The sequence below is a fragment of the Pseudoalteromonas sp. 2CM41L genome, assembly GCF_023161905.1.
Classification (GTDB): Bacteria; Pseudomonadota; Gammaproteobacteria; order Enterobacterales; family Alteromonadaceae; genus Pseudoalteromonas; species Pseudoalteromonas atlantica.
Genome location: NZ_JALNTN010000040.1, coordinates 1 through 1126, shown reverse-complemented (window position 1 = coordinate 1126; position 1126 = coordinate 1). Strand labels below are relative to the sequence as shown.

Sequence of the window (1126 nt, the reverse complement as noted above, 5' to 3'; positions counted from 1 at the left end):
TCGTTTATGTTGATGCATGCAGTATTGAGTATTTTATTAGCGAAGCACAGCAACAGTACAGACATTGTAATAGGCACACCGATAGCTAACAGAATGCAACGCGAGCTTGAATCGCTGATAGGTTTTTTTGTTAATACGTTAGCACTGCGAACTCAACTCTCAGGCGAGATAGAATTTAGTGAATTTTTGTCCAAGGTAAAACAAGTCAACCTAGATGCACAGCAGCATCAGGATGCCCCGTTTGAGCAGATACTGGATAAACTCTCGCTGGGAGGAAGCCAATCTTATACGCCATTGGTGCAAGTGATGTTATCAGTGGGAGAAGACAGCAAGTTAGGGCTGGCGGTTAATAACGATGTTACATTCAGTGTGCTGGAGCAAGAAGAGAGTTATGCGAAATTTGACCTACAGCTGAGTGTCAGTTTGGGAGAGTCAGGGGCGAGGTTGAGTTGGATTTACGACAGCGAGTTGTTTACAGCCGATAGTATCGCGCGATTGGACAGCTATTTTCAGCGTTTATTGGCATCAGTCGTGGCGACACCAATGGCGAAGTTAAGTGAGCTGGAGATGCTGAGTGAGGTGGAGCAGCAGACGTTGGCGACGTGTCTGGAAGGTGAGCAGGTAAGTTATGCGGATGAGGTACAATTGCATGAGCTGTTCGAAGCTCAGGTAGCCCATAGCCCAGATGCGCTGGCCGTCCGATATGAAAACACAGAGTTAAGCTATGCAGCACTGAATGCCAGGGCGAATGGATTAGCAGCAGAGCTAAGACAGCTGGGTGTGACGAATGAAGTGCTGGTTGGCGTGTATTTACCACGGGGCGTGGCAGCATTGGTGGCGATACTTGCGGTGTTAAAAGCCGGTGGTGCGTATGTGCCATTGGACCCAAGTTATCCATCAGAGCGTTTACAGCACATAGTTGATGACACAGATATGTCATTGGTGATAGGGGGTGAAGCGTCAGGATTTGACGGCAGCATGGCTAGGCTGCAACAAGTTGATTGTACAGCCTGGGTGGAAGATGAAGTGGACCTGAGTGTGGCTAACTTGCAACCGCTTGGGACTGCGGAATCACTCGCCTATGTGATGTATACCTCGGGATCCACTGGACGCCCTAAAGGGGTGA

Annotated in this window: 1 protein-coding gene; it reads left to right on the top strand. The window is 48.8% G+C overall.

The genetic code is table 11. The features are described from left to right. A partial coding sequence (locus tag MTF64_RS19825) for a condensation domain-containing protein (protein WP_248452443.1) occupies positions 1 to 1126 on the top strand: 1126 nt, incomplete at both ends.